The 26,692-nt window shown below is 63.1% G+C and carries 22 protein-coding genes; 9 read left to right on the top strand and 13 right to left on the bottom strand.

The features are described 5' to 3' along the window. The first annotated feature begins 148 nt into the window (after window positions 1-148). Window positions 149-1,522 (top strand): HNH endonuclease signature motif containing protein, encoded by a 1,374-nt coding sequence (locus HMPREF2943_RS11205; RefSeq protein WP_070711640.1) that lies wholly within the window; start codon window positions 149-151, stop codon window positions 1,520-1,522. Window positions 1,523-1,608: 86 nt separating this feature from the next. Here the strand turns inward: HMPREF2943_RS11205 and HMPREF2943_RS11200 are convergent, their stop codons facing one another. The 4 genes from HMPREF2943_RS11200 to HMPREF2943_RS11185 all read right to left on the bottom strand — a co-directional run bounded on the left by HMPREF2943_RS11200 (window position 1,609) and on the right by HMPREF2943_RS11185 (window position 7,616). Then, a complete protein-coding gene (locus HMPREF2943_RS11200; protein WP_070448124.1) occupies window positions 1,609-2,832 on the bottom strand; it encodes a pyridoxal phosphate-dependent aminotransferase in 1,224 nt (407 codons plus the stop codon). Between the two features lie 10 nt (window positions 2,833-2,842). Further along, on the bottom strand, window positions 2,843-3,454 hold the full coding sequence (locus tag HMPREF2943_RS11195) for a DUF1707 SHOCT-like domain-containing protein (RefSeq protein WP_236659372.1): 612 nt from the start codon (window positions 3,452-3,454) through the stop codon (window positions 2,843-2,845). A 19-nt stretch (window positions 3,455-3,473) separates the two neighbouring features. Continuing rightward, window positions 3,474-4,703, bottom strand: coding sequence for a cation:proton antiporter (locus HMPREF2943_RS11190; protein WP_070711639.1), 1,230 nt, complete (start codon window positions 4,701-4,703; stop codon window positions 3,474-3,476). 69 nt (window positions 4,704-4,772) lie between these two features. After that, a complete protein-coding gene (locus HMPREF2943_RS11185; RefSeq protein ID WP_070711637.1) occupies window positions 4,773-7,616 on the bottom strand; it encodes a (Fe-S)-binding protein in 2,844 nt (947 codons plus the stop codon). Window positions 7,617-7,728: 112 nt separating this feature from the next. Here HMPREF2943_RS11185 and HMPREF2943_RS11180 point away from each other — a divergent pair, with 112 nt between their 5' ends. The 3 genes from HMPREF2943_RS11180 to HMPREF2943_RS11170 are packed head-to-tail and all read left to right on the top strand — an operon-like array spanning window position 7,729 to window position 9,359. After that, the gene (locus HMPREF2943_RS11180; protein WP_049154769.1) at window positions 7,729-8,301 is read left to right on the top strand and encodes a DUF6230 family protein; all 573 of its coding nucleotides are present in this window, start codon (window positions 7,729-7,731) and stop codon (window positions 8,299-8,301) included. Further along, window positions 8,291-8,755 carry a DUF6114 domain-containing protein gene (locus HMPREF2943_RS11175; RefSeq protein ID WP_246817310.1) on the top strand — a complete coding sequence of 155 codons (465 nt, stop codon included), beginning with the start codon at window positions 8,291-8,293 and terminating at the stop codon, window positions 8,753-8,755. Before HMPREF2943_RS11180 ends, HMPREF2943_RS11175 begins: the two co-directional genes overlap by 11 nt. Beyond that, complete coding sequence (locus HMPREF2943_RS11170) at window positions 8,748-9,359, top strand: hypothetical protein (RefSeq protein ID WP_070448114.1); 612 nt, start codon at window positions 8,748-8,750, stop codon at window positions 9,357-9,359. Before HMPREF2943_RS11175 ends, HMPREF2943_RS11170 begins: the two co-directional genes overlap by 8 nt. A 57-nt stretch (window positions 9,360-9,416) precedes the next feature. Here the strand turns inward: HMPREF2943_RS11170 and HMPREF2943_RS11165 are convergent, their stop codons facing one another. From HMPREF2943_RS11165 to HMPREF2943_RS11155, 3 genes are all read right to left on the bottom strand, one after another. Then, window positions 9,417-11,354 carry an ABC transporter ATP-binding protein gene (locus tag HMPREF2943_RS11165; protein WP_070711636.1) on the bottom strand — a complete coding sequence of 646 codons (1,938 nt, stop codon included), beginning with the start codon at window positions 11,352-11,354 and terminating at the stop codon, window positions 9,417-9,419. Beyond that, window positions 11,355-13,073 (bottom strand): ABC transporter ATP-binding protein, encoded by a 1,719-nt coding sequence (locus HMPREF2943_RS11160; protein WP_070711634.1) that lies wholly within the window; start codon window positions 13,071-13,073, stop codon window positions 11,355-11,357. It lies immediately after the preceding gene. A gap of 189 nt (window positions 13,074-13,262) precedes the next feature. Beyond that, window positions 13,263-13,679 carry a methylenetetrahydrofolate--tRNA-(uracil-5-)-methyltransferase gene (locus HMPREF2943_RS11155; RefSeq protein WP_070711632.1) on the bottom strand — a complete coding sequence of 139 codons (417 nt, stop codon included), beginning with the start codon at window positions 13,677-13,679 and terminating at the stop codon, window positions 13,263-13,265. Window positions 13,680-13,841: 162 nt separating this feature from the next. On the opposite strand from HMPREF2943_RS11155, the gene HMPREF2943_RS11150 reads away from it, so the two are divergent. The 3 genes from HMPREF2943_RS11150 to HMPREF2943_RS11140 are packed head-to-tail and all read left to right on the top strand — an operon-like array spanning window position 13,842 to window position 16,815. Then, window positions 13,842-14,624 (top strand): phosphoadenylyl-sulfate reductase, encoded by a 783-nt coding sequence (locus HMPREF2943_RS11150; RefSeq protein ID WP_070711630.1) that lies wholly within the window; start codon window positions 13,842-13,844, stop codon window positions 14,622-14,624. Continuing rightward, complete coding sequence (gene cysD, locus HMPREF2943_RS11145; protein ID WP_070564002.1) at window positions 14,624-15,520, top strand: sulfate adenylyltransferase subunit CysD; 897 nt, start codon at window positions 14,624-14,626, stop codon at window positions 15,518-15,520. The genes HMPREF2943_RS11150 and cysD overlap by 1 nt, the downstream gene beginning before the upstream one ends. Continuing rightward, the gene (locus tag HMPREF2943_RS11140) at window positions 15,520-16,815 is read left to right on the top strand and encodes a sulfate adenylyltransferase subunit 1 (protein WP_070711627.1); all 1,296 of its coding nucleotides are present in this window, start codon (window positions 15,520-15,522) and stop codon (window positions 16,813-16,815) included. Before cysD ends, HMPREF2943_RS11140 begins: the two co-directional genes overlap by 1 nt. Before the next feature lie 43 nt (window positions 16,816-16,858). On the opposite strand, the gene HMPREF2943_RS11135 is transcribed toward HMPREF2943_RS11140, so the two are convergent. Together HMPREF2943_RS11135 and HMPREF2943_RS11130 are read right to left on the bottom strand one after the other, a co-directional pair. Beyond that, a complete protein-coding gene (locus HMPREF2943_RS11135) occupies window positions 16,859-17,482 on the bottom strand; it encodes a hypothetical protein (protein ID WP_070448097.1) in 624 nt (207 codons plus the stop codon). Between the two features lie 35 nt (window positions 17,483-17,517). Next, complete coding sequence (locus HMPREF2943_RS11130) at window positions 17,518-18,402, bottom strand: hypothetical protein (protein WP_070448094.1); 885 nt, start codon at window positions 18,400-18,402, stop codon at window positions 17,518-17,520. A gap of 353 nt (window positions 18,403-18,755) precedes the next feature. Here HMPREF2943_RS11130 and HMPREF2943_RS11125 point away from each other — a divergent pair, with 353 nt between their 5' ends. Then, the gene (locus tag HMPREF2943_RS11125; protein ID WP_246817309.1) at window positions 18,756-19,733 is read left to right on the top strand and encodes a hypothetical protein; all 978 of its coding nucleotides are present in this window, start codon (window positions 18,756-18,758) and stop codon (window positions 19,731-19,733) included. Here the strand turns inward: HMPREF2943_RS11125 and HMPREF2943_RS11120 are convergent. Together HMPREF2943_RS11120 and HMPREF2943_RS11115 are read right to left on the bottom strand one after the other, a co-directional pair. After that, entirely contained in the window at window positions 19,730-20,344 is a 615-nt protein-coding gene (locus tag HMPREF2943_RS11120; protein WP_070711620.1) for an LppP/LprE family lipoprotein, read from the bottom strand. The genes HMPREF2943_RS11125 and HMPREF2943_RS11120 overlap by 4 nt on opposite strands. 51 nt (window positions 20,345-20,395) lie before the next feature. Then, window positions 20,396-20,884 (bottom strand): LppP/LprE family lipoprotein, encoded by a 489-nt coding sequence (locus HMPREF2943_RS11115; RefSeq protein ID WP_070711618.1) that lies wholly within the window; start codon window positions 20,882-20,884, stop codon window positions 20,396-20,398. 111 nt (window positions 20,885-20,995) lie between these two features. Here HMPREF2943_RS11115 and HMPREF2943_RS11110 point away from each other — a divergent pair, with 111 nt between their 5' ends. After that, a complete protein-coding gene (locus HMPREF2943_RS11110; RefSeq protein ID WP_070711617.1) occupies window positions 20,996-21,574 on the top strand; it encodes a nucleosidase in 579 nt (192 codons plus the stop codon). Window positions 21,575-21,697: 123 nt separating this feature from the next. On the opposite strand, the gene HMPREF2943_RS11105 is transcribed toward HMPREF2943_RS11110, so the two are convergent. Next, the gene (locus tag HMPREF2943_RS11105) at window positions 21,698-22,972 is read right to left on the bottom strand and encodes an AI-2E family transporter (protein ID WP_201829018.1); all 1,275 of its coding nucleotides are present in this window, start codon (window positions 22,970-22,972) and stop codon (window positions 21,698-21,700) included. Window positions 22,973-23,007: 35 nt separating this feature from the next. Beyond that, window positions 23,008-26,451, bottom strand: coding sequence for a bifunctional proline dehydrogenase/L-glutamate gamma-semialdehyde dehydrogenase (locus tag HMPREF2943_RS11100; RefSeq protein ID WP_070711616.1), 3,444 nt, complete (start codon window positions 26,449-26,451; stop codon window positions 23,008-23,010). Between the last annotated feature and the right edge of the window lie 241 nt (window positions 26,452-26,692).

Here is a 26,692-nt window from a genome sequence, read left to right as displayed (position 1 = left end):
TCAGCACACAACGCTGAGCCCGCCCCTTTTTCCTTGGGCTGCGTGCCACGGGCATGATCTCGATGCCATGAACCGCTACCCCCGGTGGGCACTAATCGCTGCGTCACGCCAGAAGCAGAGGCAAGCGTTCAGAGGAGATGGACACCGGTTGAGGGCAAGCAAAGCACATCTTCGCAGCCAGGCGGCGGGCATCGAGCTCGTCGCCGGCGTTGCGGGGCTCAGCTTTGAGCAGCTGCGGGCGTGGGGTCCGGAGTCTGTGGCGCGTTCCTTGCTGACGCTTTTCGACGTCTACTTTGCCTCCACCTCCTTCACCCGCAAACAAGCGCGTGCCGTTTCGGCGGCGCGTGCTAATGGGCACGACCTGCCCACGCTGCTGCTTATTGAGCGCTTCGCAGGAAGGCTGAAGAAGCAGCGTGAGGCGTGGGATTTGCGCGTTGAGTTGTGCGGCATTGCTGGTGATGAAAAGGCCGTGGCCCGCTATGCGCGCAAGCGCATTCGTGAGCTCAACCCGCCGCCCGCGCCGAAGCCGGGCGTGACAATTCGCCGCGGCAAGGAACTGTCGAAGCTCACGCTCACGGCCCCGGCCGCGCTCATCGAGGACCTGCGTCCCAACATCGACGAAGACGATCCCGTCGGCTCGTTTACGGCTGCGTTTCGAGAAGGCCGCCTCGCCCGCCCCGTACCCCAGACCCTCGCCGTCATGGAGCTTCCCGAGTACGCCACAATCTTGGGCCGCTTGGGCGACCCGTCCACCCCGCGCCCCGACTCCGTAGAATCGAATGCGTCTTCCTCGGCACCTCTTTCCTGCACAACAGCGTCTTCTGCAGCCACAACTCCTGCTTCCAGCCAGCCCGCCGACGCATCACCGTCTAATGATTCTGACGAGCCTGCCATCGGAGAGACATCCGGCCACGACACCACAGCGTCCGGTGAGCGCACAGCGCCGGACCTTGGGGATATCGTGATTCAGCTATCCAACGGTGCCAAGATCACGGGCAAAGAGCTCATCGAGCGGGAGCTCGCGGAAGAAGGCCTCGTCATGCTCGTCGACCGCGTCAAAGGCCCCGTCGAACTCCACCGCACCCAGCGCGTTGCTTCGGAGAAGCAGCGCATCATGGCCAGCGGCGAGCAACCCACCTGTGCCTGGGGCCGTTGCCTGTGCGGCGCCGACTATTGCCAGATACACCACATCCAAGAATGGAGACACGGCGGCGAAACGAATCCTGAAAACCTCACCCCGCTGTGCAAATACCACAACGCTATTAACGGACTGCCGGGTCGTGGCCGCATCGTGCGGGAAAACGGCAAGGTTAAGTGGGTGCCGGCTGGTCCCCGCGATCCGCGGGAACCGGTACATCCGCACCGCGCACCACGCGCCCAGCGGATTCACGAAAACCGTCAAGACACAGTAAGCACCGTTGCGGTGCCTAGCACAAGCCGTCGCGCCCAGACCGCAAAGCCGGCCGAACCACCGACATCCACACGTTCTGAGCCGGGAAGCCCCGCCCCGCCGGAGCGCTAACGCTTGAGGCAAAGGGGGCGCATCCTGCACGCACGCTTTTGCGCCGAGTGCGCCTCTTTACGCGTGTCCGATCGTGGCAAGCAGGGCTACTGGCGGTAGCTCACCAGGAAGTTGCCGAGCCGCTCAATCGCGTTCTCCAGCTGCGATGCCCACGGCAGCGTAACCACGCGGAAGTGATCCGGCGTAGGCCAATTGAAGCCGGTGCCTTGCACCATGAGGATCTTCTCGGCGCGCAGAATGTCGAGCATGAGCTTCGAGTCATCGTGGATCTCATAGACCTCTGGGTCCAAGCGCGGGAAGCAGTACAGCGCGCCCATCGGCTTTACCACGGACACGCCGGGAATCTCGTTGAGCTTCTCGTAGGCAATATTGCGCTGCTTGAGCAAGCGCCCGCCCTCACCGGTGAGCTCATAAATGGACTGCCGCCCACCCAGCGCCACCTGGATCGCGTGCTGTGCCGGCACATTTGGGCATAGGCGCGTGCCCGCCAGCAAGTCCAAGCCCTCGATGAAGCCACGCGCATGGGACTTCGGGCCCGTGAGCACCATCCAGCCGGCGCGGTAGCCGGCCACGCGGTAGGCCTTGGACAAGCCATTAAACGTGATCGTCAGCAAATCTGGGGCCAGGGAGGCGATGGAAATGTGCTTCGCACCGTCATACAGAATCCGGTCATAAATCTCATCCGCCAGAATCAGCAGGTTATATTCGCGCGCTACATCCACGATTTTCTGCAGCGTTTCACGCGAGTACACGGCACCCGTCGGGTTATTCGGATTAATGACCACAATGGCCTTGGTCTTCTCCGTTACTTTCGCGCGAATATCTTCAATGGAGGGATTCCAATCGTCCTCCTCATCGCACAAATAGTGCACAGGCGTGCCACCCGCCAGCGACGTCGCCGCCGTCCACAGGGGGTAGTCAGGGGCGGGGATGAGAACCTCATCGCCGTCGTCAAGCAGCGCCTGCGTCACCATCGAAATCAGCTCGGACACGCCGTTGCCCAAGTACACGTCATTGACGTCGAAGCTGGGGAAATCCTCCAGCTCATAGCGGGTTACAATCGCGCGCCGTGCCGGGATAATACCCTTCGACGTGGAGTAGCCCTGCGAGGTCGGCAGCGCCGCAATCATGTCGCGCATGATGACATCCGGCGCATCGAAACCAAACACCGCCGGGTTGCCGGTGTTGAGCTTCAGAATGCTGTGCCCGTCGAGCTCCATGCGCTCGGCCTCCGTAGAAACCTCGCCGCGAATATCGTAGGCAACGCCCTGTAGTTTGGTGGATTGATCAAAAATCCGGTTCTGAGTCATGCCGGATATGTTACTTCTGGTTCCACTGTTCCAGCTTGCGTTTGGCCAGATTCATCGCATCCCCAGTAATTTCACTTGCTTGGCGACGCCTCTCCGCCCACTGCGCCTGCTCCAACGCCCGCATCTGCGCGCGTTCTTCAGCGCCGGCGGCTTTCAGCTCGCGCATGCGCTGGCGCTCGATCTGTCGCGGCGACGGACGGTGCCAGGACTCCGGCCCCACCTTGGCCACGTAGAGCATGATCCACAACGCGGGGATGAGGAAGAGCAATCCGGTGCCGGTGAGTGCGGCGGTGACGCCGGACAGAGCAGCGAAGGATGCAATCGAGCCGAAAAAGAGCCCTAGCGAGCCAACCAACGCGGTGGCCAAGCGGGGTTTCCGGGTTGATTGGTAGGCGCGGGCGACCTCACCTTGGGAGTAGATCTTGAGCTCGCTGCTGGCCTTGGTGGGGATATCCATGAAGACATCTGCCAGTTCGCGGCGGGTCGTTGCCTGCATCACCGCGTCGGTGCGCTCCTCAAACTCATCCATGGTGAGGCGACCTTCACCCAACGCCTGGGCGAGGTCATTGACGGCGTCGGTCCGTTCGGCGTCGGAAAGCCGCATGCTGAAAGGATTAGTCACATTGGCTATTTTAACAGCCTTAATCCTCTGCCTTTGCGGGTTCCTTTTCGCGCACAAGGCCGGAGAGGAACGGGAAGATTGCAACGGTGAGCGCGCCGCCGGCGATGAAGATCGAGGCGATCTCAGAATCGACGATGCCCGAATCCACCGCTAGCGTCATCACCGCCACGATAATGGGCAGGCCGGTCGCCGCGTAGAGGGCAACCTGGATGCGTTCGCGGGTGGTTTCGACGTTGGAGCCGGTTTGGTGAAGGTTTTCGCGTAGGAACACCGGCAGGCCGCGGGTCACCAGGATGAGCAGCGGGATGCCGAGGACCTTGATGGGCTCGTCCATGATGACGTTCCAGTCAATCGCCATGCCGGAGACCACGAAGAAGACGGGAATGAGCATGGAATAAAAAACCACGTCGAGGCGGTTTTCCAAGCCTTTATGGAACTCATCGGGAATGATGCGGTTGAGGATGATGCCCGTTGCAAAGGCGCCCAGGACGATGTCGAGTTCGAATACCGCCGTCACTGCCATGAGGATGGCCAACATCAGGATGATGAGACGCATGATGGTTTGGTTGGTGGAGCCCGCCCCGGAGATGAAGGCGTCCTTGAACCACGGCATGAGGGTGGTAATGGCGAAGGGCATAACGGCCACGGTGACCGCGATTGCGATGAAGGCGAGAAGAATCAGCATCGTTGTCCACGTGGAGCGCGTTCCCAACAGGAGCGCCATTGCAGTAATTGGCGCGACCTCACCGATCGCGCCGTGGATGACCACGGAATCGCCCACTCGAGTGCCCAGGAGTTTGTCCTGTTTGAGCATCGGTGTGATGGTGCCCAGAGCAGTCGAGGTCAAAGCGATGGCCATGACGATGGCGCTGGGGATGTCATCCATGAGGAAGTAGGCGCCGACGCCACACGCCACCACGCAGATGAGCCACGTGGATAGCCCTGTGGCGGCTTCCTTCGATTTCAGGGCGGCGAGGTCAATTTCGAAACCCGCAAGGAGGAACAGCGCGCCCACGCCGAGCTCCTTGAGCATGCCAATGCCGGGGTCTTCGTGCGCCAAGCCCAACATCGAAGGGCCGATGAGCATGCCGAAGAAAATAAGCAGCGCCACGGCCGGCATCTTCTTGCCTAGGGCATGGGATACCAACGGTGCTAGCAGCGCTACCGCCATGATCCATGCGAAGGACACCAGCGAGTCGGTGTAATTGCTTTCGCCCGAGGCGAGGACGTAGGTCACGTCAGTGTGCATGGAGTAGAGCGTACCTGTGGGGTATCAGGCACGCCTACCTTGCGCGGCGTTGATGTGGCCGACGTCGCACTAGTCCTCGCTTTCCGACGCCCCTTCCTCCGCAGCCTGCGGCGCAGCCGGAGCCTTCGGCGGGGGAATCGGCGCGGACGGAGCGGCGGGTGCTGCTGGCGCAGTCGGAGCTTTCGGCACCGAAGGAGTATCCGCGGGTGCTTGCGGTGCCGCGGGCGCCGCCGGAGCTGCGGGTGCTTGCGGTGTGTTTGGCGTTGTTGCAGCCTTGGGCGCCGCCGGGGGAATTGCTGGCGCTGCCGGAGCGCCGGGAACGTTTGGTGTTGTCGTAGCTTTGGGCGCCGCCGGGGCAGTCGGTACAGCGGCCGCGTTTGGCGTCGATGGTGCACCGGGTGCCTGGGGTGCGGCAGGTGCTGCGGGGGCGTTCGCTGGTGCCTGGGGCGCGGCGGGTGTGTTCGCTGGTGCCTGCGGTACAGCGGTTGCGTTCGGTGCCGGAGTGTTTGCAGATGGAGCCCCGGGCGCGTTCGGTGCGGGCGGTGCTGCAGGTGCTTTGGTAGCACTTGGTGCCGTAGGAGCAGTTGGAGCTCCTGCCACCTGAGGCGTAGTTGGGGCCTGCGGGGCACTGGGAGCCGTTGGCGAAGCCGCGCTGGGTGCAGTCGGCGTTGATGGCGCCTGCGGTGCGCTCGGCGCGGCGGGTGCTTGCGGTGCGCTCGGCGTGCTGGGGGCAGATGGCGCTGCGGGCGTGCTCGGCGCGTTGGGCGCGGATGATGACGCGGGCGTGCTTGGCGCTGCGGGCGTGCTCGGCGCGGTGGACGGGATGCTGGAAGCCTCCTCCGAGGCGGGCTTTTCTGGGACGGGTTCGCGGCGGGGCGTATCGAGGAAGGCCTTCTCGCGCGCGGCGGGAAGTTCGCCAGTGGGGGCAATGGCGTCGCGAAGCATGAGCGCCACATCGCTGACCTGAGTCTGCGGCGCGATGGACTTCACGCCACCCGTCAGCATGACATTGCAGAACGGGCAGCCCGTCGCAATCTGCTCCGCTCCGGTCGCCACGGCCTGCTCCGAGCGGAACTCATTAACCCGATTTCCCAAGTTTTCTTCCATGAACATGCGCGCGCCACCGGCACCGCAGCAGAAGGCCGCATCGCGGTTGTGGTCCATCTCCGCAAGCGATGCACCGGTCGCCTCGACGAGCTCACGCGGCGGGTCGAAGACCTTGTTGTGGCGGCCCAGGAAGCACGGGTCGTGATACGTGACGGGTCGGCGATTCTCCGGGGAACGTGGCACGGGCACGAGCAGCTTCTCCCGCACCAAACGGTTGAGCAGCTGCGTGTGGTGCAGCACATCGAAATGGCCGTCGAAGTCCGGGTACTCGTTGCGAATCGTGTTGAAGCAGTGCGGGCACGTCGTGATGATTTTGCGCTGGCCCTTCGGGACGCCGGCGAAGGCGTCGTTAAGCGTGGCAACGTTCTGCTCCGCCATCACCTGGAACAGGAACTCATTGCCGGCACGGCGCGCCGGGTCACCGGTACAGGTCTCGCCCGTGGCCAGCACACCGAACTTCACGCCGGCGGTGTGCAGCATGTCCACCACCGCGCGCGTCGTGGCGCGGCCCTTGTCGTCGTAAGCACCCGCGCAACCGACCCAGAACAGGTACTCCATGTCCGAGAAATCAGCGGCGTCCTCGCCGATGATCGGCACCTCGATGCCGTCGCCACGCGCCTCATCAATCCACGCGCGGCGCTCCGAAGCGTTGCGGCCCCACGGGTTGCCCTTCGTCTCCATGTTCTTAAACAGCCCGGTCAGCTCCGACGGGAAGTCGGACTCCGCCAGCACCTTGAAGCGACGCAGGTCCGCCACGTGGTCGATGTGCTCGATATCCACCGGGCACTGGTCCACGCACGCACCGCAGTTGGTACAGGACCACAGGACGTCATCATCAATCGTGCCCGCCATCGCCAGCACGTTGAGCCCCTCGTGTGGGTTGTAATTATCCAGCGCGCTCTGGCGCAGGTCCATCATGAGCTTCTTCGGGCTCAGCGGTTTGTTGGTGTTCCATGCGGGGCACAGGTCCTGGCAGCGGCCGCATTCGGTGCAGGAGGAGGCGTCGAGAAGCATCTTCCAGCTCCCTGGCTCGAGGTCCTCCAAGTCCGGCGTGGGGAGAGCGCCCAGCGCCTTCTCGCCGTCGGCGTTGCGTTGGAAGAAGATGTTGAAGAACGCCATGAAGCGGTGCCACATCACGCCCCATTGGAAGTAGTGGGCGATGCACGCGATGAACACCAGGCCCGTGAGCAGCTTCACCAGGGCAAAGAATTGCACCATGCTTGGCGACGCCTGCATAACCCCCGCCACACGCATCGTCAAGAAATCAGCCCACGGGGAGCCACCGCCGTACGTGGCGATGGCGGCGGCCTTGACGGCGAGCATGCCGAGGCCTTCGAGGAAGACGATGGCCTCCACCAGGCGTGCGGGGAAGACCTGCGAATTGTAGAAGCGGCTCCCGCGATCGGTGTGGCCGAGCTTCAGGCGCACGCCGATGAGGAAACAGATACCGAGCACGGTGCCGATGGCGAGGACCTCTTCGATGAAGTGGTACACCGGCCAGTCGCTGAGCCACGGCCAGCCCTTATCGGGCGCGAAGGTTTGGATATAGGCCTCGAACCACACGATGGCGCCGAAGAGGAAGCCCACCATGACGAGCCAGTGCGCGGCGTTGACCAGCGGCCGGCCTTTGAAGTGGGTATGGCCGAAGACTTCGATGAGCACGCGGCCGAGGCGCGCCATGGGGCGGTCGGTACGGTTCAGCTGTGTGGGCCCGCCGGAGCGGATGAACCGAAACAGCACCGTGAGGCGGTAGAAAAAGTACAGCCACACCGGGACCGATGCGGCGATGGCAATCCAGCCGAACATGAGCGCTCCTTTGATTGCTGCTGTGCGTGCTTCCTACCTTAAATCCTCGCCGTCTAAATCAGTGAGTCAGGATTCAGCTATCATCTTGAGGGCTAAGAATTCAGGAGGCGTTGTGGGCAGAATCAATGTTCCGAAGGCCGCAGTGGGCCTCGTTGCGGGCTTCGCAGCATTCGGAGTGGCCGGAGTTGCGGTTGCGCAGGGCGGTCTGACGGCGAATCTGGCGCTCTCGGGTACGTTCTTCAACGTCAACATTCGTCACTTGGAAGGCGATGGCTTTTCCTTGTTTGTGGATAGCGACAAGAAGGGCGAGGAGGATGTTCCCACCGCGCGGCTGAAGATGGAACACGCCGTGGCCTCGGATTTGTGTCTTTATGTCACCACTGACCTGCCTGCGGTGGGGGAGTCCACGCTCGCGCTCAAGGCGAAGGGCGATAACAGTGTGGAGGCCACTGGTCTCCTCGTTGGTGCGTCGAATATCGAGGGCTCGCTGGTCATGCAGGACGCGAACGTGGGCATCGACGCCAGCCAGCTGTCCCAGTCCGCCGACCCGGGGACGTGGGGCCTCTATGCCAAGCAGGTTTCGCTGACTGCCGACGACGTCCGTGCCACCTCCATTGGCGCGAAGACCTTGTCAGCGAAGAACGTGGGCGTCTCTGTGGAGCGGGGCCGCGGCAATGTCTGCTGATCACGCTGGGGATTCCGACGCAGCACTGCATGGAGCGGAAGCGCCGGATTCTCTCGATGTCGACCAGGCTGTAGCTCCCACGGCAGCCACAGGCGGGGTGTGGGCGCGGTTTAAGGCGTGGCGTGGCCGGCGGCCGTTCTTTCCGGGGTTGCTGCTCATTCTTTCTGGCGTTGTCATTGCCTTTCCCGCCTATTTCACGGTGCAGATTTCAGACCTGCTCGTCATGATTTCTACCGTGTCGGGTGTGTCCACGCTGCTCATCGGGGCGCTGTTGGTCATGTTTGGCCTCGGCGCGTGGTTCCGTCCCACCACGGCGACGTACCTGGGAGTGCTCGGCATCATCGTGGCGGTCATCGCTATTCCGACCTCCAACCTGGGTGGCTTCCTCATCGGCTCAGTGCTCGGGATCATCGGTGGCGCGCTGACCTTGGCCTGGGAGCCTAGCGATGGTTAATCGCCGTCGTTTGCGTTGGCATCAGAGCGTGGTTCGCCCTGCGCGCGTGAAGGCCGGGGCAGCCGTGCTCAGCGCGCTAATCCTGGGGAGTAGTGCGGGACTAGTTGGGGCGCAAGTTGCGCCCGCACAACCTTATTTCTCCACCGTGACGGCTGATGAGGTGACGCTGACGGGGAACGTGAAAGCCTCGCTGGGCACGATGCCCACCCGCGACGGGGAGGTGCGCGTCCTCGAGCTCACCGGGGACCGCCTCGTCGTGCGCGATTTGGCTATCACGCTGCCGGGCAACGCCGGCGATGGCCTGCTCACCACGGACGACGCCTTGACCGAAGTGGAGGGGTCAGTGCGTATCGTGGCGACGTCCCTGACCTCCACGCCCACCGTCGAAGGCGTGCGCACCGTGCCCGTCACGGCGGATCTCACCAGCGACGATATCAATGCCGTCCTCGATCAGCTCGGTATACCCCAGCCGAATCCTGTCCCTGATACTGAGCTTCCCGACGCCCTCATGGAGCACCTTTCCTTAAGCGACGTCACCCTTGAGTTGGCGAACCTCACGGGTGACACGTTCTCGGCCCCGACAGTGTCCATTACCGTCGAGTAACGGCGATGCGCCGGGGGCGTGGCGTCCTAGCTCTGCGTTATGCGCAACTGCGGCGCGTTAGTCTTCGCGGAACTGGTTCAGGCGCCAGTAGGCGCCGTGGGCGTCGAGAAGCTCGGCGTGGGTGCCCTGTTCGACGATGCGGCCTTCTTCCATGACGATGATGAGGTCGGCGTCGCGAATCGTGGAGAGGCGGTGCGCGATGATGAAGGAGGTGCGGTCCGCGCGCAGCGCATTCATGGCTTGCTGAACGAGCACCTCGGTGCGGGTATCCACGGATGAGGTGGCCTCATCGAGGATGAGCAGCGCCGGCTGCGCCAGGAAGGCGCGGGCGATGGTAATGAGCTGACGTTCGCCGGCGGAAATCGCGCCGCCATCCTGGTCAATCTTGGTGTCATAGCCGTCGGGGAGGGAATGGACGAAGCGGTCCACGTAGGTGGCCTTCGCGGCGGCAATGACCTCCTCGTCGGTGGCGTCGAGGCGGCCGTAGCGGATGTTGTCCATGATGGTGCCCTCGAAAACCACGGCGTCCTGCAACACCATGCCCACCTGGGAGCGCAGCTCGTGGCGGGACATCTGCGCGGTGTCGACGCCATCGAGGCGGATGGTGCCCGAATCGATGTCGTAGAAACGCATGATGAGGTTGACCAGCGTGGTCTTGCCAGCCCCCGTGGGGCCGACGATCGCCGCGGTCTGCCCCGGCTCCACGCGCAGGCTGAGGTCCTGGATCAGCGGCTTGTCGGGGTCATAAGCGAAGTCGACGTCTTCGAATGCCACGAGCCCCTTCGCACGCCCACCCAAGCGGGAGGTGGGCTCCTCGGCGGGCTCTTCTTCGGCGTCGAGGAACTCGAAGACGCGCTCCGCCGATGCCACGCCCGACTGCACCTGCTGCATCATGCCGCCGAGCTGGCCCAGCGGCTGGTTGAACTCGCGGGAATACTGGATGAAGGCCTGCGCGCCGCCCAACGTCAGCGAGCCGGAGGCCACCTTGAGCGCGCCCAGCACCGCGATGACCACGTACGACAGGTAGGAGATGAACTGCATGATCGGCATCATCATTCCGGCCAGGAACTGCGCCAGCGACGCGGAGCGGAACAGCTCCTCGTTGCGCTTATCAAACTCCTCCGTCATGGAATCGATGCGCCCGAAGACCGTCGCTAGGTCGTGGCCGGAGAAGGCTTCCTCGACCTGTCCGTTGAGATCACCGGTGGCTTTCCACTGCGCCTTGAATTGCTTCTGCGCGCGCGAGCCAATGACCGCAATCACCACCGCGGTCAGCGGCAGCGCCAGCAGCGCGACGAGGGCTAGCTGCCAAGACACGGTGAACATCATGACCGTGATGCCCACGACCATGAGCAGGTTATAAAACAGCTGCGAAATGGCCTGCTGCAGGGCGGACTGGATGTTATCGGCATCGTTGGTGGTGCGCGAGAGAAGGTCACCGCGCGACTGCGTGTCGAAGTAATTGAGCGGCAAGCGGTTGAGCTTGGCCTCGATGTTCTCGCGTAGGTCGAAAACCACCTTCATCACCAGAGAGTTGAGCAAAAAGCCCTGCCACCACTGGAAGAGAGAGGACACCACGTACATCGCAATCACGATGCCAATAATCGTGCCCAGCTTGGAAAAATCAATGCCGAAGCCGGGGTGCAAGTCCATTGCTGAGGCCATGTCGGCGAACTTTTCCTGCCCACCCGCGCGCAGCGCCGCGATCGCCTGGTCCTTGGTTACACCAGCGGGCAGCTGGCGGGAGATGACGCCGGAAAAAATAACGTCGGTGGCCATGCCCATGACCTTCGGCGCGGCCACGGCGAGGAACACGCAGATGATATTCATCGCCGCAATTGCCCAAAGCTGCGCCTTGAACGGCGCGAGGAGACCAAAGAGGCGCTTGGCGGAGGGCCAGAAGCTCTTGGCTTTGCGCGGGGCGTTCTCGCCGGTCTTCTCCTCGATCTCGGCAGTGGTGTCTTCACTCAACGTAGCGTTGTCCTGCTCAGTCATTTATGCCACCTCCGAGGTCTTCTGGGATTCCACAATTTCGCGGTACGTCTCGGAGGTCTCGAGCAACTCCCCGTGCGTGCCGCGGGCGACGACGCGTCCGGCGTCCATGACCAGAATCTGATCTGCATCCACAATCGAGCTCACGCGCTGCGCCACGATGATGGTTGTGGCTTCGGCGGTGTACTCGCGCATTCCGGAGCGCACGGCGGCATCCGTGAGCACGTCCAGCGCGGAGAAGGAATCATCAAAGAGATACACCAACGGGCGGGCAACGAGCATGCGCGCGATGGACAGGCGCTGGCGCTGCCCACCGGAGACGTTGGTGCCGCCCTGGGAGATGTGCATGTCGAGGTCCTCAACAAAGTCCGCCTGGGCCACGCGCAGCGCGTTCCACAGCTCCTCATCGGTGGCCTCCGGCGCACCCAGGCGCAGGTTGGAGGCCACGGTGCCGCTGAACAGGTAAGGCTTCTGCGGCACGAGGCCCACACGCTTGACGACGTCCTTCCGAGCCATCTCGGCGATATCGGTGCCGTCGAGAAGCACGCGGCCCTTCGTCGGGAGATAGAGGCGCGGGATGAGGGAGAGCGCGGTGGTCTTGCCGGAACCGGTTGCGCCGATGAGCGCGGTGGTGGTGCCGGGGGTGGCGGTGAAGGAGACGTCGTGAAGCACGGGCGCTTCGGCGCCGGCGTATTGGAAGGAGACGTTGTCGAATTCGACGACGCCCTCGGAGTGCTCCGGGGTACGGGGTTGAGCCGGCTCGGTGATGGAGGGTTCGTGTTCGAGGACATCGGTGATGCGGCGCGCGCAAATGATGGCGCGGGGGAGGATCATCGCCATGAAGGTGCCCATCATGACCGCGGCGAGGATCTGCAGCAGGTACTGCAGGAAAGCGGTCAGCGAGCCGACCTCCACGAGGCCTTCGTCCACGCGGTGGCCACCGAACCAGAGGACCGCGCCGGTGGCCACGTTGAGAATGACGGTGATGATGGGGAACATGAGGATGAACAGCTGGCCGACCTTGAGGGAGAGGTTGGTCAGGTCGCGGTTGGCGGTGCGGAAGCGCTCGGCTTCGTGCTCCTCGCGAGTGAAGGCGCGGACGACGCGGATGCCGGCGATTTGTTCGCGCAGGGTGCCGTTCATGACGTCGAGCTTGCCTTGCCAAGCGCGAAAGAGCGGCATGAGCCGGACGATGATGAGGGAGATGGCGGCCAGCAGCACGATGACGGACACCGCGACGAGCCAGGACATGCCGGCGTCTTCGCGGATGGCCATGATGATGCCGCCGATGGACATGATGGGGGCAGTGACCATGAAGTTGAGGATCATCATGTAGACCATCTGGATCTGCTGGACGTCGTTGGTGCCGCGGGTGATGAGGGTAGCGGTGCCGAAGTTGCTCATGTCTTCGGCGGAGTAGCGGGTGACGCGGCGGAAGATATCGGAGCGCAGGTCGCGGCCGAGGCCCATGGCGGTGCGGGAGCCGAACCAGATGGCGGCGATGGCGGCGATGACTTGGGCGAAGGCCACGATGAGCATGATGCCGCCGGTGTGCCAGATATAATCGATGTCTACTTGGGCCACGCCCCTGTCGATGATCTTCGCGTTGAGCGAAGGCAGGTAGAGCGTTGCCGCGGTGGATAGTGCCTGGAGGAGCAGTACCGCGATGACGTAGCCGGTATAGGGCTTGGAGCGGGATAAAAGGATGCGAACGAGTTCCATGTGCCAGCGTTTCGTGCATGTTGGCGGCCGCGCGGTTGCTGCGCTGGGCCGCTGAAGGGCATTGACCGCAAAAGTCTATCCGTTATGGTTGCGCGGGCGCTAGCCCGCGCGTCTAGCGAGTGCGGTGGTGCGAGGACTGGCAGCAGGCTTCCCTTTTAACGCGCGGGCGCTAGTCCGCGCGCTCGCGCGCTAGAAGCACACCGGTGCGCGCTGGGCCTGTTCCGTGACGGTGGCCCAATCTTCTACGTCGGCGGTGGGGTGGCAGAGGCCCTCCCATGTCGTGATGGCCACGCCGCGGGCCATGAGTTCCAGTAAAACCAAGTGGCGGTCGCCGGAGGCGGAAAGCTGGTTGAGATCCGAATGGTTGATGTCCGCGTCCGGGCCATTACCCACGCGCACGTTGCCGATAAGCCGCAGGCGCGGCGTGGTCCCCTTCGGGCATGGCGCGGCGATAGATTCTGCGCCGGAGAGCCCAGCGAAGCGTCGCAGCAAACCGAAGGGCGCAGGGCGCTGGCAGTACAGGTCCACGCACAGCCCGGCCCCGATGAGTCGCTCGGCGGTGGAGAGCGCTGCGGGGCCGTCCCCGACGATGGCTACACGCTGCATAAGAACCCCTTCAGTTCGGTAAAAATAGACTGTCTAGTCTGTAAATCTAGTCCGCTCGGTTCAGTCTGGCTAATTTTTATTCTCCCTACTACCCAAGCTCACAGCCCTCGCGCCCCTTAGTGGGGCTGCACACAAGCACAGCTGCCTTTAATGTGAGGAGTCATGACCGAACCGATTAACCTGCTGGACCGCGGCGACTACCGCGACCCCAGCATTAGCCCCGAAGGCACCCGCGACACCGCGCCGCTCGAGCCTGCCGTGGCCCAGCGCAACCAGGAACTCGTCGACAAGTGGGCCGATAAGCTCCACGATGCCTCCGCCGAAACGATTACCGCGTGGGCCGCCGAACACGCGCCGGGCCGGCTCGCCGTCACGATGTCCATGGAAAACACCGTGTTAGCCGAGCTCGCGCACCGCGCCCACTTAGACGCCGACCTGCTCTTCATCGACACCGGCTGGCACTTTCCGGAGACGCTCAAGGTGGCGGGGGACGTCGCCAAGCGCTATGCGGACCTGCCGCTGGTGACCGTGCGCCCACTGTTGAGCCCTGAGGAACAGGACAAGATTTACGGCCCGCGCCTCTATGCACGCGACGTTGCGGCCTATAACCGCATGCGCAAGGTGGAGCCGCTAAACATGGCCATGGACCCCTACGTCGGGTGGGTCACCGGCCTGCGCCGCGCCGATTCCGAGCACCGCGCCACCGCTCCGGCGCTGAGCCTGGACCGCACGGGACGGCTGAAGATTTCCCCGATTATTACCTGGGACCTCGATGACACCGACGCCTACATCAAGGAACACGATCTCATCATTCACCCCCTCACCCTGCAGGGCTACCGTTCCATCGGCTGCGCGCCGTTGACCTTCCCGGTAGGCGAGGGCGAGGATGCACGCTCCGGGCGTATTTTCGCTGACGGCAAGACAGAATGCGGGTTACACGAATAATGACTCTTTCACCACACCTTAAAGATTTAGAGAACGAATCCCTCCACATCCTGCGCGAAGTCGCCGGGCAATTCGACAAGGTAGGCCTGCTCTTTTCCGGCGGCAAGGACTCCGTCGTCGTCTTCGAGCTCGCCCGCCGCGCCTTTGCGCCGGCCACAGTGCCCTTCGAGCTCATCCACGTGGATACCGGCCACAACTTCCCGGAGGTCATTGACTTCCGCGATCAGCTCGTCGCCGAGACCGGCGCCCGCCTGCACGTGGCGCTGGTCCAAGACTGGATCGACCGCGGCGACCTCCAGGAGCGCCCCGACGGTACCCGCAACCCGCTGCAGTCCGTGCCGCTGGTGGAGACCATCGCGGAGCGCGGCTATGACGCCGTCCTGGGTGGTGCGCGCCGCGATGAAGAACGCGCCCGCGCCAAAGAGCGCATCTTCTCCATCCGCGATTCCTTCGGTGGCTGGGACCCGCGCCGCCAGCGCCCCGAGTTGTGGGACCTGTACAACGGCGGCAAGATGGCCGGCGAAAACGTTCGCGTCTTCCCCATTTCTAACTGGACTGAGTCCGATATTTGGGAATACATCGGCGCGCGCAACCTGCAGCTTCCCTCCATCTACTACTCCCACCAGCGCGAGGTATTTAACCGCAACGGCATGTGGCTGACACCAGGTGAATGGGGCGGACCGCGCGAGGATGAACCGTTGGAGACCCGCACCGTGCGCTACCGCACCGTGGGGGATATGTCCTGCACCGGTGCCGTGGAATCCACCGCCGCCTCGCCGGATGAAGTGCTCGCGGAAATCTCCATTTCCACCCTGTCCGAGCGCGGAGCCACCCGCGCCGATGACAAATTGTCCGAGTCCGCCATGGAGGACCGCAAGAAGGAAGGCTACTTCTGATGACGACCACCACCCTTGCGCCGAATGTCGGCGCCCTCAAACAGCGCGATACTCTGCGTCTGTGCACCGCCGGCTCCGTCGATGACGGCAAGTCCACCTTCGTGGGCCGTCTGCTTTATGACACCAAGTCCGTGCTCGCGGACCAGGTGGAGTCCATGGAGCGTTCCTCCGCCGACCGCGGTTTTGACGGCATGGATCTCTCTTTGCTGGTGGACGGCCTGCGTGCCGAGCGCGAGCAGGGCATCACCATCGACGTGGCCTACCGCTACTTCGCCACCGATAAGCGCACCTTCATTCTCGCCGATACCCCAGGACATGTGCAGTACACGCGCAATACGGTGACCGGCATGTCCACGTCCCAGGTGGTGGTGCTGCTTGTCGACGCCCGCAATGGCGTCGTCGAACAAACCCGCCGCCACCTCAACGTCGCAGCACTCTTGGGCGTGCGCCACGTCATCCTGGGCGTGAACAAGATCGATCTGGTGGACTATGACGAAGCAACCTTCCGCGCGATTGAGACGGAGTTCAACGACATTGCGGCGCGCTTGGGCATTACGGACTCTGTTGCCATCCCGATTTCTGCGCTCAAGGGCGATAACGTGGTGGAGCGCTCCACCACCATGGATTGGTACGAGGGGCCGACGGTCCTTGAAACGCTAGAGACCGTCCCCGTGGCCACCGGCCGCGCCGATGACTTGGACTTCCGTTTCCCTATCCAGTACGTCATTCGCGAACACGCCTCTGACTACCGCGGATATGCCGGCCGCGTGAAGGCCGGGCACGTGGCGGTGGGGGATGAGGTAACGCTCCCGGGCGGGCGCACCTCGACCGTCACCGCGATTGACACCACCGATGGCTCGCTTGCTGAAGACGAGGCGGCGCGCGCCGGCGACTCCGTGGTTCTGCGGCTGGCCGATGACATCGATTTGGCTCGCGGCGACCTCATCGCCGGCACGCAGCGCCCGGAGGAGGTGCGCGAATTCGCCGCCACCGCGGTGGTCCTCACGGACAAGGAGCTGCGCGCGGGACAGATGGTGAAGCTGCGGTATGGTGCGGCGCTGGTCAAGGCCCGCGTGGCGTCGGTGGAGCGCATCCTCGACCTCGATGGCGTGGCCGATGTTGAGGCGCCGGAATCAGCAGCCCTCAATGACATTGCGTTCATCACCATCCAAACCCAGGCGGAGCTTCCCGTGGAGGATTATGCCGCTCGCGGCGCGGTGGGCAATTTCTTGCTCATCGATCAGTCCAGCGGCAACACCCTTGCCGCCGGCTTTGTAGGCCAGCGCCTGCGCTAGTCCCCCCTTAACCCGCGGCTTTATGGCCGCGGGTTTCGGCGTTTTAGGCGGTCTTTTCGGCCTGCTTGCGGCCCAAGGTCTTGCGCAGGGACCAGATGAACTCCGCAATCATCAGGTAGACCGGGGTACCGCCGGCGACCATAAAGAAGAAGGCGCCGGCGGAGCTAGCCTCGTCGACGTAGTCATCAGCGCCGTACAGAAGCTCGATACTGCTGGCGTTGCCGACCTCCGCGAGGGCGCCGAGGCCGCGAATGGTGGAAATGATCCACATGAAGGCCAGCAGACCCCACACGATGCACCACTGAATCGACTGGGCACGCTGACGGGAGGGCTCCACGGGGAAGGAGAAATCAACGTTGAAGCTGGAGGAGCCGGAAGCCTGGGCGCTCGAAGGCTGCGGCATGAGCTGCACGCCCGAGCCGGAGTTGGCGATCTCACGGATGCGGGCGACGTCCACCTCGGGGCCGAAGGGATCCGCGAGTGCTCGGTCATACTGCTCGCGGCGGTCCTGGCGGGAGAAGATGCTGTGGGCGGTGGAGAGTTCGTCGTAAAGCGCGGCGTTGGACGGGTCCGTCGCGGAAAGGCGGCGTTCGATCTCCGAGGCCAAAGTCGCAGAATCAGCGGAAGGGTCAAGGTTGAGGGAGCTATAGAGGTTGTAGTGTGCCACGAGGCGAAAAATCCTTTCCAAACTAAGTTGTTGCCCTAGCAGGGGTCGCTGAAGTCTGCATCGTTATTGAGCGAACGGGCGTTGCCACCGTACCGCGCCTTGAGTTTACAGACCTCATCCACGCTGTGGCCGGCGTCGTAGTAAATGGCAAAGACCTCCTTACCATCGACTTCAGAGCGCAAGGAATTGCAGGCCAGTCCCGGCATCGACTTAGCACCAGGATGCTGGGCGAGTGCCTGGTCGACGTACGGTGTTCTGAGTTCGCCGTAGGGCACAAGCACACTGTCAACAATGAGGATGTAGCTTCCGTCACAGAGGTCGCCCAAGTAGCCTGGTTTTAGCTCTTTCTCTTGGTCAGCTGCGGCCAACTCTTCAGAGGAGCAGAGGGGAACGTCATCGACATATTGCTCTGGAAGGCCATCCTCAATCAATTCCTTTCGGTCATAGCAGTCCATGTGTGAGTCTGAAAATTCGCCGTCGGCCTCGTGCGGGATCCATGAGTTGCCTGCCCAGGAATGGAGGTAATACAGCGAGCTGTTTTCTTGGGCGAGGAGCAGCCAGTCATCGTCGCAGAAGACGGTCATTGGGTTATCAATCTTGTCCCGGAAAGCGTCAGCCATTTCGCCACATTTTTGTTCTCGGGTGTATTCGGGGTCGTCGACGAACGTGTAATTCTTTTTGGTGGTTTCAGTAGTTTCCTCCGAACTCGGTATCTGTTCGCTTGGGGCAGCTTCGGGTGAAGACGCCGCGGCCGAGTCGGAGGAAGGGGTCGAGTTGGTGTTTGCGGCTATAGCCCACGTGATGCCCGCAGTCAGCGCAATGATGCCGACAATTGCGGCGATGATGACAGCGATGCGCTTCGGGGCGGTCGCCGGTGAGGGCGAGGAAGGGGGAGCGCCCCAGCTGTTGTTGTCAGTCATGTGATGGACTCCTTTGCATCTGGAAGAGAGAAAGCCTTGAGAGGAAACTGCAAGGTTACATTGAGAAACTGTGTCATACTATATCCGTACGGCTGTCAGAAATAGCTGCAGAAAGCAGGTAAGACAGGGTAGGGGTAGGGATCAATTGTCATGCTTAATCCAAACGCGGTATATAAGTTGCTACTATTTGAAGTAATTCACTGTGGATGGACCTCACGTGAGGGGTCGTGGAGGTATCGATTAGTCTTTCGGCGCCCCGCAGGCAACCAATGCAGAACCGGCTGTGCCTGGCTTAGTCCCACGCGTGACTCAGTGCGATTCCCCTGAACGGGGGAGAAGGGATAGAAGACTTGGTGCTTGATCGCCCCCTCAATGCAGCGGAACTGTATGCCACGCACAACCGAGTGAGCGTCTCACCAGATGTGGTGAGGAGGTTAGGCACTGCGTTGGGTTATGAGGCCATCGAGGCGTTTGGTGAGAACACCACCAAACGGCTCGCCACTGTCTTCGACCTCGGGGACATCATTGATCTGCTGCTATTGGGTCAGCTTCCCGATCTAGAGGTAGCCCCGGCTATGGAACAACAAGTGGAGGCGGACGTAGCCCGGAAGTTGGTGCGCCGCATCAGCGCGGGTGACTACCTCACCCGGCAACAGGTGCATGACCTTCTCCCGCGCGAGACTGTGACGCTTTTTCGCATGGGGCATCCCCGGCTATGGGCTTTTGCAGTGCGCCAGCGCCTGCCGAGAAACGCCGAGAAAGCCATTCCAGAGTCCTTCCACCGCGACATCACAGGCCCCTACACCACTCCGGAGGAGGCCTGGTTGGGCATGTACGTGGCCGATGCCACGCACTTAGGAGAGCTGGACGCGCGAGTGGAGGGGGCAGGGCTTGACGAAGACAGGCAGCAGCGCCTCCGCCTAGGCATGAGCCTGGCTGATACCTACCGTCAAGTGTGGAGCTCCGCCCGCGGGCATTGGCGGGTCAGCCCCAACACCACCTACATCGTGCCCTCCCGCCTGGGCTATTGCCCCTTCGTCTTCCGCGTGGCTGAGGGCGGGTGGCGCTGCGATTCCTTCGACGGCGGACAGGATAGGTACATGGCCACCGAGGGCTATTGGATCGATGTGGAGCGCGAGCGCCTCATTCACCTCGGTGCGCCGGACCCGGAGGATAGTTGGCTCCCTAAGGTGAGCGTCGCCGCCGAGCCGCCCAGCGAGGTGGATATGCAGGTGGCCCGAACGCTGTCCGGAAAGCTAATTGCGCTGGGCGCGGCGCAGAAGAACATCACGATTCGCCTGCGGCAGAAAAACCGGACGTTGCGCTTCTAGCTGTGCGGCGGGACATCACCGCTCATGATCACCTTCTGCTGGCCTTCATCCCAGCGGAAGCCTGCGTGCGTCTCGCCGGTGCGCCCGGCGGTGGTTTCGCCCTCGCGCGCCCAGTGGTAGGTTACGGCGATCTCGGCGTCATTTACGCGTTCGATGGTGGGGAAGAAACCATAAGGCTCGGCGGTCGCGGTGCCGAGATATTCGCCCTTGTGGAACAGCATGATGTGGTGCGGTGAGGAGGCCGTAGCCCCCTCGATGGCAATGATTAGCCAGCTCAAATCCGCGCAAGGGTCGAACTCTGAGGAGGAAGGCCGCCCCCAACCGAAGCCATTCCACGGTGCGATGGTGCCAATGCCTGATTGATAGGCCTCTTCAGCGTCAATATCCTCGCAGGACTCTGGTTCTTCGGTCTTCGGGGCAGGTGCCTGGTTGCTCGTTGGCTCCGGGCTTGCGGCCTCTTCCGTGGGGCTTGCGGCAGCAACGCTCGTTGGGTTGTTGCGGACCGCGCTAAACATTGGGGTGTCCACCTCGCCCTGCTCGCCCTGAGAACAGGCGGCGAGGGGGAGGCACATGAGTGCAGCGCCCACGAAGGCAGAAGCAGACCGGAGCATGGGTGTTCCTTCCATAGAATGTGCGCCTCATCTTGAGGCGCACGGTTTATCTTAGCTAGGCGGAACGTCGCCGCTCATGATGACTTTGTTCTGGACTTCATCCCAGCGGAAGCTGGCCTTTGACGTACCCGTCGGTGCGGCATTGGCGTCGCCATCTTGTGGCCAGTGGTAGGTCACGGAAATCTCGTTGTGATTGATCTGCTCGACGTCGGGGAAGAAACCATAAGGCTCAGCAGTGGCGGTGCCGAGGTACTCGCCATAGTGGAAGAGCATGATGTGGTGCGGCGAGGAGGCCGTGGCTCCCTTGATGGAGATGGTCTGCCAGCTTAAGGCCGCGCAAGGATCGAAGTGGGAAGAATCAACCAGCGCCCACTCGTGGCCATGCCATTGAGGAACGTGGGCAACGTTGTCATCGAAAGCCGCCTGGGGGTTGCCGGCCTCGCAGACTACGGGGCTGGCCTGGGCTTCTTCAGGGATGGCGCAGGCGATGAGCGGCATGCACAGGAGTGCCGCTCCGGCGAAAACTCGTGGTGTGAACATGGTGTTCTCCTTTCTGAGGTCTCGGTGTGGTTCCGAACCCTACAAGCGGCCGCTCCGCTCAGAACAGAGTTGTGGAGAGCATTCCTCGAGACAGCGGGTAGTCTCGCAGGCATGGAGAATCTGTCTGGTCGTACACTGTTCGTCGCCGCCGTGGATGCTGAAGCCACACACGTTCCCGAAGGAGCGTCGCTGCTCATCACCGGTATTGGTACGGTTCCCGCCGCCATCGAGCTGACCACGGTGCTGGCCTCGGCACAGCAACTGCCGGAGCGGGTTATCAACATCGGTACTGCGGGCGCGCTTCGCGACGATCTTTCAGGCGTCTTCGAGGTCTCCCACGTGCGCAAGCATGACTTCCACCTCGAGGTGCTCAGCGATGTTTCCCGCTATCTCCTTCCCGAGGTTATCGAGCTTGAAACCTCCGGTAAGCTGCCGACCGCAACGCTTGCCACGGGTGACGCCTTTATTTCGGATACCCCGACCCGCACGCGCCTTGCCCAGGACTCTGCGTTGTGCGATATGGAGGGCTACGCCATCGCGGCGGTGTGCCGAAAGTTCGGTGTACCGTGCACGCTGCTCAAGCAGGTTTCGGATACCGCTAATGAGGAGTCCTATGGCTCGTGGGCCACGGTGCTCGACCGCGCGGCGGAGGAGCTGGCTGTAGCCTTCGACACGGTGTCCGCGGATTAGACCCCACATACGGAAAGTGCCCTAGTTGCCAAAACCATCGCTCCCGCCGCGGGTGGTGGGGGAGAAGTTTGGCAACTAGGGCAGTTGCACGGCCAGGGCTAGAGCCATGCACCGGTTGTGTGGCTAGCGGGCGCCGCTGGCCTCTAGGTTCTCGTAGAGCTCCATGACGTCCTCATGGCCCTCCGCCGTGGAAATCTTAATGTTTTTAGCTTCGATTTCGCCGGCACGCAGGCTGGCCATCTCCTGGTGGTAGCGGAAGACCACGGCAATGGTGGCAGCCACCGGCACAGCCAGGAAGGCGCCGATGATGCCGGCCAAGGCGGAGCCGACCGTGACGGAGAGCAGCACCATGGCGGCGTGCAGGCCCATGGCCTTGGATTGCAGCATCGGCTGGAGGACGTTGCCCTCCACCTGCTGGACGATGATGATGAGAGCCAAGGCGAGCAAGGCCTTCGTCAGCCCATCGGAGACCAGCGCGATGATGACGGCCAAAGCGCCCGCAGTGACAGCGCCAATGACCGGGATGAAGCTGGCGAAGAACGTAACTACGCCGATGACAAGGGCCAGCGGTACCTGGAGAACCCAGAGGCCGAGGCCGATGAGGATGCCGTCGACGGCCGCGACGGCTGCTTGCGCCTGAATGAAGCCAGATAACGTGTTCCACACGCGAGTCAGCAGCTCGGTGGCGTGCCAGCCGGCGGAGTAGCCGGTGTAGGTGCGCAGCCACGGCAGGAACTTATCGCCGTCCTTGAGGATGAAGAAGGCCACGAAGAGCATGATGGCGAGCGCCATGGCGATGGAGCTGGCCATCGATACACCGGAAATCACCCCGGTGGCGATGTTGGAAGCTTGGCCCTTGATGAAGGTCATGGCGTCATCGAGGACTTCCTGGACTTTCGCGGCATCAATATCGAAAGGTAGGTCCTTGGCCATATCGACGAGCTTGTTCAAGCCGCCTTCAGCCTGATTGACCAAGGACGCGCCCTGAGAGGAGACGACCGGGGCCATCGCCGCGAAGACGCCGCCGATGATGGCCAAAAAGCCCAGCAGCGTGGTGATGGAGGCCAGCGCGCGGGGGAATTTGTGCGCGCGCAACCAGTTGGTCACGGGGAAGAGCACCGTGCACACCAAAATGGCCAGGATGACCGGCAGCAGGCCCACCCAGATGAACTTCAGCAGGTAGCCGGCCAGGCCGACGCCCGCCACCACGATGATGAAGATCAAGCACACCTTGGCCAAGGAGATGGCATCGCGCCCGAGGACGCGAGACTTGTCATCGGTCTTCGACACCGGGAGGGTAGCTTCTTCATTAATGGGCTCCGCGGCGGCAGAAGCCGCCGCATCAGAGGCCGTGGAGGACGTGCCCGAGCGGGCACCGTCATCATTGTTGTTTGTCATGCGCTCCATCTTCTCATATGAGCGCAGAAAACGAACTATGCGCGGATGCTGCTTACCTGGCGGATGATGCCGAAGCGGTGCATCGTTACCGAGACTGCCTGCTCGAGGAGGAAGGGCAGAAGCTCGCGGCGGCCATCAGCCAGCACTGGCTGATCCAAGACCACGGAGTTGGATTCCACCGCCGCCTCAAAGACGCCCGGCTCGACAGAGCCCACTGCACGCACGCGGCCGGACTCTAGACGAGCGACCTCCCGGGCGAAGGCATCCGCCGACACGCTGTCAACCTTAAAGCCCAGACCACGCAGCTCCGCGGCCTTTTCCGGGGCGGCACTGAAGCGCACCGGGGAGTCGGTGCGGGTGGCGGCGAGGGCGAGACGGGAGACGTCGCGAAGCTCGGCATCGGAACCAATGCGTACCTGCAGCGGCGTGAGCACTGGGCGGTAGCGGAAGACGTTGGCCTCGCTGACCAGACCTGCGCGGTCGTGCTGGCGGCCAAACTCCTGCTGCCAAGCCAACTCGTCGAGCTCTGCTGCGCGCCACAGCCAAGCGGTATCCTCCTCCGAGAAGCCCAGCTCGCCGAAGGCACGCAGCTGGGCCGCCACCGGCTGGGAGATATCCACGTCGAAGGGGCGCAGCGGCCCCTCGGACCAGGTGCCGAACTGGGCCACGTAGTTCGGGCCACCGGCCTTGGCGCCCGGGCCCATGACGGACTGCTTCCAGCCGCCGAAGGACTGCCGCTGCACAATCGCGCCGGTAATGCCGCGGTTGACGTAGGCGTTGCCCACTTCGACGCGCTCGAGCCAGTAGTCGATCTCCTCATTATCCAGCGTGTGGATGCCGCCGGTCAGGCCATAACCGGTGGAGTTCTGCCACTCGATGGCCTCCTCCAGGGTCTCCGCATGCATGATGCCGAGCACTGGGCCGAAGCACTCGTTGACGTGGAACCAGGATCCCGGGCGCACGTTATCGCGGATGCCCGGCGACCACAGGGTGCCTTCCTCGTTGAGCTTCTTCGGCTTCACCAGCCACTTCTCACCTGGCTCCAACTGGGTCAGGCCACGCAGCAGTTTCTCGCCCGGGGCTTCGGCCAGACCATTCATCGTGGTGGTGATGTCGTAGCCGGGCCCGGTGATGAGGGTCTCGACGGCGTCGACAAGCTGCGAGCGCAGGCGCTGCGATTCGCCTGCCGCGCCGACGAAGATAACCAGGGAGGACGCCGAGCACTTCTGGCCGGAGTGGCCGAAGGCGGAGAGGTACAGGTCTTGAATGGCCAAGTCCGGGTCCGCGGACGGGGTAATGATGAGCGCGTTCTTGCCCGAGGTCTCCGCCATGATGTTGAGCTCCGGCTTCCAGGATCGGAAGAGCTTGCCGGTATCGGAGGCGCCGGTGAGGATGACGGCGTCGACATCCGCGTGGGAGACCAGTGCGCGGCCGGCATCGCCCTCATCGGTGAAGACGAGCTGGACCAAATCCGGGTCGAGACCTTGTGCCTCGAGGCCAGCGCGGAAGGCCTCCACGACGAGCTTCGCGCAGTGTACGACCTGCGGAGCGGGCTTGATGATGACGGCCGAACCCGCAGCAAGGGATGCTGCGATGCCGCCAGTGGGGATGGCCACCGGGAAGTTCCACGGCGGGGTCACCACGGTCACGCGGTAGGGCGTGAACTCGGCGGCGTAGCTCTCCAGCAGGCGCGCGGACTGGGCGTAGTAGGTGCAGAAGTCGATGGCCTCAGAAATCTCCGGATCGGTTTGCGTCACCGTCTTATTGGCCTCGTAGGCGGCGACGGAGATGAACTCGCCGCGGCGGTTGGCCAGCTCATCAGCCACCGCCTCCAGCGCGCGGGCGCGCTCCTCGGCAGGACGCGCGCCCCATTCAGCACCCAGCTCGGCGGCGCGGGCTACGTGCTTGTCGACGACCCCGGTGTCCGTCACCTCGTCCACCTCGTGCTCACCCGGGTTGTTGGCTAGCGCCTGCAGTGCCCACTCACGGTTGGCTTCCAGAGCTGGGTCGGTGTCCGGCTCGTTAGCGAAGCGCCCGGTGCGCGGTGCCTGGCGGCCGGCTGCCTGCTCGGCCTCCTCCAAGCGGTTCTGGGTGCGGCGCGGGCCGGCGAAGGTATCCCAGCGCTGCTCGACGGCCTCGCGGAAGACCTCCTCTTGGTCCTTCAGCGCCTGCTCCTCCGGGGCGAAGAGAGCGTAGAGGAAGTTTTGCGGCGCAGAGTTCTCCTCCAAACGGCGCACCAGGTAGGAGACCGCGACATCGAAGTCCTCCATGTGCACCACCGGGGTGTAGAGGATTTGGCGGCCCTCGAAGGCCTTGCGTACCGCGGTCTGCTGGGCCGGGGACATGCCCTGGAGCATCTCGGAATCCATCATGCGCATGACGCCGCGCTTGGTGCCCAGCTTGTAGGCAAAGGCCGCGGTGTAGAGGTTGTGTGTGGCCACGCCGATGCGCACGCAGTCAGCGAACTCGGGGCGCAGGATGTAATCGAGCAGGCGGTAGTAGTTGGCGTCCACCTCATCCTTGGTGGCATAGGGCGCTGCCGGCCAGCCGTGGATTTCACCCTGGACGTGCTCCATGGACAGGTTCGCGCCTTTGACGATGCGAATCTTGATGTGGGAGCCGCCCTCGGCCACGCGCTGTTTGGCGAACTCGGCGAGGTGGGCCAGGGCGTCGAAGGTATCCGGCAGGTAGGCCTGCAGGACGATGCCGGCCTCGAGGTTGGTGAACTCCGGCTCGCTGAGAAGCTCGGTGAACAGGCGCACCGTGAGGTGGAGGTCGTGGTATTCCTCCATGTCGAGGTTGATGAAGACCTTATCGGGGCGGCGCGCGGCGGCATCATAGAGCGGGCGCAGGCGCTCCTTGAGGCGGACCAGGGAGCCCTCGATATCCCACGGGTTGAGCTGGGCCACCATGGAGGAGGCCTTAACGGAGACGTAGGTCACGCGCGGGTTCTTGATGAGCTTGAGGGTGCGCTCGGCGCGGGAGCGCGCTTCGTCGTCGCCCAGCACCGCCTCACCGAGGAGGTTGAGGTTGAGCTGCTCGCCGGACTCGGCAGCCTTGTCCAGGGTCTTGTTCAGGGCATCGCTCTCGGCGTCGAGGACCAGGTGGCCCACCATCTGGCGCATGCGCATGCGTGCCAGCGGCATGACCAGGTTGGGCAGGATGGGCCCGAAGAACCCACCCAGACCTACGAGGGAACCGTTGATGAGGCCGAGGAAGGAGGCGTCATAGGTGGTGGTAACGGACTTCAGTGCGTGGGCGGCTACCTTGTCATCTTCGGGGCGCATGACGCGGTCGACGAAGTCCATGGTGAAGGCTACTCCGTCCGGGTTGCGCAATAAGTCTGCGAGTTGTTCTGTGGCCGGGTCCTGCTCGTCGGCGGTGGAGGCGAGCCAGGAGTGGGCTTGGGCCGCGGCGGCGTCGATCAGCGCGGCGTCGATGTCGGTGGATTCGGGCACGGGGGTGTGAGCGTTTGTCATGGGGATTCCTTCTGTGTTGGTGGTGGATAGGACAGGTGGCTAAGCCGGGTGGACCGGCGGGCGGTCACCAGCACGACGGGTGCGCAGCACAGGAGAAATCATCGAATCCGTGTCCCTTTTTTCACTGGGTACTTCAAGCGCGACGGTGAGGGCCTGAATGATGTGTCGCGTCGAATGTGCGGACAGTATATGAAATCCTTATCACTCATTCCAGCACGGGGGCGGCTATGTCACGTTTGGC

The sequence above is a fragment of the Corynebacterium sp. HMSC072D12 genome (assembly GCF_001813925.1).
GTDB classification, from domain to species: domain Bacteria; phylum Actinomycetota; class Actinomycetes; order Mycobacteriales; family Mycobacteriaceae; genus Corynebacterium; species Corynebacterium aurimucosum.
The sequence above is the reverse complement of the archived record's forward strand: the minus strand, read 5'-3'. Positions and strand labels throughout refer to the sequence as shown.

What these genes read in the sequence shown, in the direction of transcription:
- cysD (WP_070564002.1), top strand. Translation starts at nt 14,624, where the DNA reads ATGACTCTTTCACCACACCTTAAAGATTTAGAGAACGAATCCCTCCAC.
- HMPREF2943_RS11175 (WP_246817310.1), top strand. Translation starts at nt 8,291, where the DNA reads ATGTCTGCTGATCACGCTGGGGATTCCGACGCAGCACTGCATGGAGCG.
- HMPREF2943_RS11100 (WP_070711616.1), bottom strand. Translation starts at nt 26,451, where the DNA reads ATGACAAACGCTCACACCCCCGTGCCCGAATCCACCGACATCGACGCC.
- HMPREF2943_RS11190 (WP_070711639.1), bottom strand. Translation starts at nt 4,703, where the DNA reads ATGCACACTGACGTGACCTACGTCCTCGCCTCGGGCGAAAGCAATTAC.
- HMPREF2943_RS11130 (WP_070448094.1), bottom strand. Translation starts at nt 18,402, where the DNA reads ATGACTGACAACAACAGCTGGGGCGCTCCCCCTTCCTCGCCCTCACCG.
- HMPREF2943_RS11160 (WP_070711634.1), bottom strand. Translation starts at nt 13,073, where the DNA reads ATGGAACTCGTTCGCATCCTTTTATCCCGCTCCAAGCCCTATACCGGC.
- HMPREF2943_RS11150 (WP_070711630.1), top strand. Translation starts at nt 13,842, where the DNA reads ATGACCGAACCGATTAACCTGCTGGACCGCGGCGACTACCGCGACCCC.
- HMPREF2943_RS11170 (WP_070448114.1), top strand. Translation starts at nt 8,748, where the DNA reads ATGGTTAATCGCCGTCGTTTGCGTTGGCATCAGAGCGTGGTTCGCCCT.
- HMPREF2943_RS11115 (WP_070711618.1), bottom strand. Translation starts at nt 20,884, where the DNA reads ATGTTCACACCACGAGTTTTCGCCGGAGCGGCACTCCTGTGCATGCCG.
- HMPREF2943_RS11165 (WP_070711636.1), bottom strand. Translation starts at nt 11,354, where the DNA reads ATGACTGAGCAGGACAACGCTACGTTGAGTGAAGACACCACTGCCGAG.
- HMPREF2943_RS11185 (WP_070711637.1), bottom strand. Translation starts at nt 7,616, where the DNA reads ATGTTCGGCTGGATTGCCATCGCCGCATCGGTCCCGGTGTGGCTGTAC.
- HMPREF2943_RS11140 (WP_070711627.1), top strand. Translation starts at nt 15,520, where the DNA reads ATGACGACCACCACCCTTGCGCCGAATGTCGGCGCCCTCAAACAGCGC.
- HMPREF2943_RS11155 (WP_070711632.1), bottom strand. Translation starts at nt 13,679, where the DNA reads ATGCAGCGTGTAGCCATCGTCGGGGACGGCCCCGCAGCGCTCTCCACC.
- HMPREF2943_RS11105 (WP_201829018.1), bottom strand. Translation starts at nt 22,972, where the DNA reads ATGACAAACAACAATGATGACGGTGCCCGCTCGGGCACGTCCTCCACG.
- HMPREF2943_RS11120 (WP_070711620.1), bottom strand. Translation starts at nt 20,344, where the DNA reads ATGCTCCGGTCTGCTTCTGCCTTCGTGGGCGCTGCACTCATGTGCCTC.
- HMPREF2943_RS11200 (WP_070448124.1), bottom strand. Translation starts at nt 2,832, where the DNA reads ATGACTCAGAACCGGATTTTTGATCAATCCACCAAACTACAGGGCGTT.
- HMPREF2943_RS11110 (WP_070711617.1), top strand. Translation starts at nt 20,996, where the DNA reads ATGGAGAATCTGTCTGGTCGTACACTGTTCGTCGCCGCCGTGGATGCT.